This window comes from Xenorhabdus sp. PB62.4 (genome assembly GCF_014467285.1).
Taxonomy (GTDB): domain Bacteria; phylum Pseudomonadota; class Gammaproteobacteria; order Enterobacterales; family Enterobacteriaceae; genus Xenorhabdus.
Genome location: NZ_NKHR01000053.1, coordinates 1 through 6,570, shown reverse-complemented (window position 1 = coordinate 6,570; position 6,570 = coordinate 1). Strand labels below are relative to the sequence as shown.

Genomic DNA, 6,570 nt, shown 5'->3' with positions numbered 1-6,570 from the left:
AGACGGGGGAAGGTTAACTACTCTATAAAGGCAATGTCTTATGACTTTAAACCGCGGCAATAACTTGTATCAAAACACGCCGGAAGTGGCTGTCCTGGATAACCGGGGGCTGACCGTTCGCGAGCTCTGTTATCACCGCCACCCGAATACACCAACAAAAACCGATGAACGGATCACCCGCCATCGGTTTACGCTCGCAGGTCGGCTAGCACACAGTATTGATCCGCGTCTGTTTGACTTACAACAAACGGATAATACGGTCAATCCTAACCTGATTTATGATACTGCACTGACGGGTGAGGTTGTGCGCACAAGGAGTGTCGATGCGGGTAACACGCTGGTATTGAAGGATATTACCGATCGGCCTGTGTTGTCCATCAATGCAACTGGGGTCACCCACACATGGCAATATGAAAATGACACGTTACCCGGACGGCCGTTCAGTATTACCGAACAGCCTGCCGACGAAGCGGCCCGTATCACGGAACGTTTTGTCTGGGCGGGGAACAGTCAGGCGGAGAAGAACAGCAACCTGGCTGGACAGTGCGTGCGTCACTATGACACCGCTGGACTGAACCAAACAGACAGTATTGCACTTAACGGCACACCGCTGTCCATCACGCGTCAGCTGTTGCCGGACGGTACGGACGCAGACTGGCAGGGCGACAATGAACCCGCCTGGAACGACCGGCTGGCGACAGAAAACTTCACCACCCTGAGCACGGTGGATGCCACGGGCGCATTACTGACCCGCACGGATGCAATGGGTAACGTACAGCGGCTAGCGTATGACGTGGCAGGCTTGCTGACCGGCAGCTGGCTGCGGCTTGCGGGTGGGACAGAGCAGGTTATCGTAAAATCCCTGACGTATTCCGCAGCGGGTCAGAAGCTGCGCGAAGAACACGGCAACGGCGTAGTGACCACCTACACCTACGAACCGGAGACGCAGCGTCTTGTTGGCATAAAAACCGAACGCCCACAGGGACATGCTCAGGGAACGAAGGTGTTGCAGGACCTGCGCTATGAGTATGACCCGGTGGGGAACGTGTTGCATATTACCAACGATGCGGAATCTCCCCGCTTCTGGCGCAACCAGAAAGTGGTGCCGGAGAACACATACATCTATGATAGCCTGTATCAGCTGGTCAGTGCCACCGGGCGAGAAATGGCCAATATCGGTCAACAAAGCGCTTTGTTACCCACCCCTTCCCTCATTGATAACAGTACCTACAGCAACTATTCCCGCACCTATAATTATGACTGTGGGGGCAATCTGACGCAGATACGCCACAGTGCCCCGACCACAGGCAACAGTTACACCACGGACATCACGGTCTCAGATCACAGCAACCGGGCAGTATTGGGCACGCTGGCGAAAGAGCCGGCTAAGGTAGATGCGCTGTTCACCGCTGGCGGGCAGCAGAAAACACTGCTGCCTGGGCAAACGCTGATCTGGACGTCGCGTGGAGAACTACAGCAAGCTACACAGGTAACACGCAACGGAACTGCGAATGACAGTGAAAGATATTGCTATGATGCGGATAGCCAGCGGGTGCTCAAAACCACCATACAGCAGACAGGAAACAGCATGCAGACGCAGAGAGTGGTGTATCTGCCGTGCCTAGAGCGGCACACCACGGCAAACGGCGGTAAGGAAACGGAGAGCCTGCAAGTCATCACTGTGAGTGTGGCTGACTGTGCACAGGTGCGCCTTCTGCACTGGGAAGCGGGGAAACCGGCAGACATCAGTAACGATCAGCTGCGTTACAACTACGACACCCTGGGGGGCAGCAGTAGTCTAGAAGTAGACGGTGAAGGTAGTCTTATCAGCCAGGAAGAATATTACCCGTACGGCGGTACGGCGGTATGGACAGCCCGCAACCGGACGGAAGCGAATTACAAAACGGTCAGATACTCGGGCAAGGAACGCGACGCGACGGGGTTGTACTACTACGGATACAGGTACTACCAGCCATGGGCAGGGAGGTGGCTGAGTGCGGATCCGGCAGGAACCATTGACGGACTGAACCTGTATCGCATGGTCAGGAATAATCCTGTGACGTGGAGAGACAGTGATGGGCTAATCCCCGTAGGTAATATGCCACCAGGTGCTGGGGCACCACCGCCACCACCAATGATGATGGGGGCTGGAGCACCACCACCACCGCCAATGATGATGGGGGCTGGAGCACCACCACCACCGCCAATGATGGGCGCCGGAACTCCATCGCCGGGTGTACCTGCGAAAAAATGGGGAACTGTCAGTGTTGAACCGGAACTTTCAATACATCATCAGCAAGGCAACGAGTATAAATTCATTACTTCATTTGCCAGAGCTTTACACCAATTAGGAATAAAGCATTACAGTTCAATCAATGACATTGAGGAGTTTGTTAATAAATGGAAGGATATTGGCAGTAAAGCTATGGACTCAGTTGCTGCTGAAAGCATAGATATCGATAAAGCAAATAAAGTACAAGGTATATATAAAAAGATTGATGAGCAATGGGAGAAATATACTAAAGCTGATGTTAAAGAAACTTTCCGGGGGGATGGAACGGCTATAGAGCAAAGTTATCCTTGGTTTGCTCAGTTTATGAACGAAAATAAAGGCGGTAAAGAAGGTAAGATCCAGGACATAAATCAAATAACTGAATCAGTGACCATAATGTCAACGGCAAAATCTCATAATGGCATTGGGTATATAGTTAATGCGGCTGTATTGTGGCATTTCGAACTTGGAAAAGGACATGCAGGTATATCTGAGCCACTCGTGAAAGCGGAAGAGGAGGTCACATTCCCAATTTACAACAGGATGAAAATTAACTCATTGCATTATATTCCTGAAGGTAAGGCTTATATGGAAGATGAAAAACGTTTCGGAACAAAACATAGATATGTAATCAATGCAACTATGTTGCCACGCAAAGTTTAATACAGTGGTTTTTCACTAGTGTTGATTTATTAGTACGATGAGTAAATATATCGAGGTTGGCCACCACCTTGCATTGATCCTGCACTGAATCAGCGCTCCCAAACGCGGGGGCGCTCCGTCGTATTAACGCAAGTGAGTCATCAAAAGCTGCGCTGCTTTTTAGGCAACTTTTAATCACCCGCGGGATCCAACCCGTACGGATGAATTACGTGACCGCATCCTAGCCGCAGATTTACCCATCTAACCTTTATCTGTTTGTCCCCATGAACCTTGCCTACAAGGTAACCCGAACAGCTTTTTCTGGTGCGGGAACCTGTCGATATGCGCCGGGGGATTAATACTCTGAAACAGTACGATCAAGGTAAGCGTCCGGTGATCTCACCTTGCTTTGTCAGATAAAAACGAAGTGGGATTTAGCTAAACGGGTTCTCAGGCCAGGGAAGAAGTTCATTCAACCGGTTGTTCGGCCAGGTGGGTAACCGGCGCAAGACATCACGTAACCAGACCCAGGGATCATGACCATTCACGTGGGCCGTTTCCAGTAAACTCATCACCATGGCGGCCCGCTGCCCGGCGGCTAATGACCCCGCAAACAGCCAGTTTTTTCGCCCCACGGCCACCCCCCGAAGCGCATTTTCTGCCCGGTTGTTGTCTATCGGCACCCGGCCATCATTCAGATAGCACACCAGTGCCGCCCAGCGCTTCAGCGTATAGGCTATCGCCTTGTGTAATCCCGAGTTGGGCGCGGTTTTGGCCTGACAGGTTTGTAGCCAGGACCGGAACTCATCCAGCCAGGGGCGCGCATAACGCTGCCGCCACTGACGCCGTTTATCCGGGGGACGCGACCGGATTTTTCGCTCCAGTTTATACAGTTCCCGGATCCCGTCCAACGCCTGTTTCGCCACCGGGCTTTGGCTGGTCTGGTAATAGTCAAAAAACTTGCGCCGGGCATGTGCCCAACAGCCGGCTTCCGTGATTTCGGGCCGGGCATATAAGCCATTGTAACCGGCATAATCATCCGTTACCAGCGTGCCCCCGGGCCAGTTTTTCAGGCAAGACCCGGCATAACGCCCACTGCGGCCAGGCTGCAACTCGTAGTACACCACGGCAGGCGCGTGATCACGGCCGGTCACATACGTCCACAGATAGGCCCGTTGCGTCTGCCCTTTCCCCGGCACCAAAACCGGCAGCGGGGTTTCATCGGCATGCAACACCGGCGAAACCAGCAGGGCCAGTTTCAGGGCGTCGGCCAACGGTTGCAAGGCCATGGCCACTTGTCCCACCCAGTCTGACAGCGTACTGCGCGCCAGGATCACCCCACTGCGGGCATAGATTTGTTGCTGGCGGTAAAGGGGCAGATGATCCCGGTATTTGGCGACCATCACCTGGGCCAGTAAGCCCGGTTCCGGCAGGCCCTTCTCAATGAGATGCGCGGGCTGGGCCTGGGCATGAATCCCCTGGCAGGCTGCACAGCTGTACTGCGGACAGACATAACGCCGGACGAGAAACGTCGCTGGGCGGTATTCCAGCCGTTCGGTGATTTCATCCCGCAGGAAGCGCAAGGGATGACCACAATCAGGGCAGTTTTGGGTATCCAGCCCGCACCGCACCGATTCCCGGGGTAATGCCGCCGGCAAAGGCTGACGTTTGGGGCGGGCCAAGGGGGGTTCTTCCTGAATATGCAGGCGCGAGAGCTGGGTTTCCAGCACCGCAATATCGGTCTCTGCATCTTCCTCAAACTGGCGACGTTGGGGACCGGCCGGCAGGATTTCGCTGTGTGCGCCGAAACGCCAGCGCCGGGCCTGTTTCAGGGCCGCCTCCAGCTGGTCAATGTAGTCGCGTTGTTGCTGAAGCAGCGCCAGAGCCCGTACCCGAAATTGCCCGGGGTCATCCAGCGCCATTAAGTCATGAAGTGTCATCGCAACAGTTTACCCGATAATTGGTTGTTATTATGGGATAAAACTGTGACCGGGGTTAAAAAACTAACTTTGCCAGCCGGACAGGTCGTCCCCTTCCACCTGCCGCCAGTGGATCCCACGGATAAGCCAGTCAAACTGGGCAGGCGTCATCACCCAGCTGCGTTCCCCTTGTTTTGGCCAGACAAAATGGGCCCGGTGCAAACGGCGGGTGCACAACCAGACCCCATGGCGATCCCAGCGCAACACCTTGAGGCGGGAGCGGGCCTTGTTGCAAAAAACAAACGCCGCTTCTTCCTGCCAGCGCAGGTTTAACCGTTCAATATGCTGGGTCAGGGCATCAATTCCCCGGCGCATATCGACGGGTTCCCGTACCAGAAAAAGCTGTTCGGGCTTCAGCATCGGGTCAGTACCTGAATTACTCCCGGCAATAATGCCAGCGGGCAGGTGATGGCATAGCCGTCGGGCGTCTGCACGGTGACCGTGTGTGTCTGGTCGGGCTGAAGTGAAACGGGCAACACGGCTGACAAACCCGGGTTGGGGTCTTGAGAGCGTTTTTTACTGTCGGCGATCCAGTCCCGAAAAGAGGAAAAGTTGAGCTGATGCTGTTGACAATACTGTTTTCGGGTCAGGCCACTGTGCCGCCATTGGGTCACATGTTGCTGTTTTTGTTCCGGGGAGTATCGGTTACGGCGCATGATTGGGTCTCCCAATAAAAAATCAGAAGCCGTAGCGTGCAAGAGCCGAATGGACGGAACAAGGTGAGATCACCGGACGCTTACGCCCTTAGCGGCTTTTGTAGTCACCAATCAGTTCCCGCATCCGCAGCTTAATCTCACTGAGCTGGTCTTGCTGGCGCTCGTATTGTTGCCGGATGGCACGGGCGCCATCACTATCAGGAATGAGCACAATGCAGCCATCCATAATTTTGACGGTGAGTGTGTCACCAATCTCAAACCCCGCCGCTTTAAGCCATCTGCCCGTTAAATTTATCGCAGGTCGGGGATTCGACCTGCCATTTTGCGGCACGTATCCCACGGTGTAATAACGTTCTGTTTTGGCGGCTTTATTTACCGCGCGGTTTTGCTTAGAATGCGCCTTAGCCATGTTCAACTCCTTAATAGTTGGTTATGGTGAGCGGGGTTAAAGTGTTGGTAGCACTCTTTCCCCGCGTTAAATCAACAGGTTATTTTACCTTGCCAGCGCCTGTAACTGCTTCTTGGTTAAAAAGGCATCCAGCAACTTCTTAATCACTTCTTTATCTTCCTCCGGTAACTGCTCCACGGCCTGAAATTGCCGCAGTAATTCCCTGTCCTCAAATCGGGCTTTCGCCGCTTCGGTCTCAGCGCCTTCCAACAGGTAATCACTGGTGACATCCAGCACATCTGCCAGACGTTTTAAGGTGTCGCAGCCCGGCCGTGAAGCGCCGCGCTCAAAGCGGCCTATGTGGGTGTAATGCAGTTCGGCCAGCTTGCCCAGTTCAGACTGGGAGAGGCCTTTTTGTCTGCGCAGTTCCCGCAAGCGTTGTGCAAATCCATTCTCTGTTGCCGCTGCCATATCAAGCACCTCTGTCATTATTGCGGTCTTAAATGTAACGCGATGCTCGACTTTCGAGGTGAGTTGAAATGACATAGCCGCTCCTTTATAACTTTAAGTCGCCAAACTGAGAGAAATAAAGGAACAAGGGCTATGTCACAGCAAGATTTTATCATTTGGGTG

The 6,570-nt window shown here is 53.6% G+C and carries 6 protein-coding genes; 1 reads left to right on the top strand and 5 read right to left on the bottom strand.

What is annotated here, in order from left to right; translation table 11 throughout:
- Window positions 1–40: 40 nt before the first annotated feature.
- Complete coding sequence (locus Xenpb_RS18855; RefSeq protein WP_255523205.1) at window positions 41–2,935, top strand: RHS repeat domain-containing protein; 2,895 nt, start codon at window positions 41–43, stop codon at window positions 2,933–2,935.
- A 413-nt stretch (window positions 2,936–3,348) separates the two neighbouring features.
- Here the strand turns inward: Xenpb_RS18855 and Xenpb_RS18850 are convergent, their stop codons facing one another.
- The 5 genes from Xenpb_RS18850 to Xenpb_RS18830 form a co-directional block, all read right to left on the bottom strand.
- Window positions 3,349–4,854 (bottom strand): IS66 family transposase, encoded by a 1,506-nt coding sequence (locus Xenpb_RS18850; protein WP_187655671.1) that lies wholly within the window; start codon window positions 4,852–4,854, stop codon window positions 3,349–3,351.
- A gap of 63 nt (window positions 4,855–4,917) precedes the next feature.
- Entirely contained in the window at window positions 4,918–5,253 is a 336-nt protein-coding gene (gene tnpB / locus Xenpb_RS18845; protein ID WP_187655670.1) for an IS66 family insertion sequence element accessory protein TnpB, read from the bottom strand.
- A complete protein-coding gene (locus Xenpb_RS18840) occupies window positions 5,247–5,549 on the bottom strand; it encodes a transposase (RefSeq protein ID WP_187655669.1) in 303 nt (100 codons plus the stop codon). The genes tnpB and Xenpb_RS18840 overlap by 7 nt, the downstream gene beginning before the upstream one ends.
- Window positions 5,550–5,637: 88 nt before the next feature.
- Window positions 5,638–5,958 carry a SymE family type I addiction module toxin gene (locus Xenpb_RS18835; RefSeq protein WP_187655668.1) on the bottom strand — a complete coding sequence of 107 codons (321 nt, stop codon included), beginning with the start codon at window positions 5,956–5,958 and terminating at the stop codon, window positions 5,638–5,640.
- Between the two features lie 84 nt (window positions 5,959–6,042).
- On the bottom strand, window positions 6,043–6,483 hold the full coding sequence (locus Xenpb_RS18830) for a helix-turn-helix domain-containing protein (protein WP_255523204.1): 441 nt from the start codon (window positions 6,481–6,483) through the stop codon (window positions 6,043–6,045).
- Window positions 6,484–6,570: the final 87 nt, after the last annotated feature.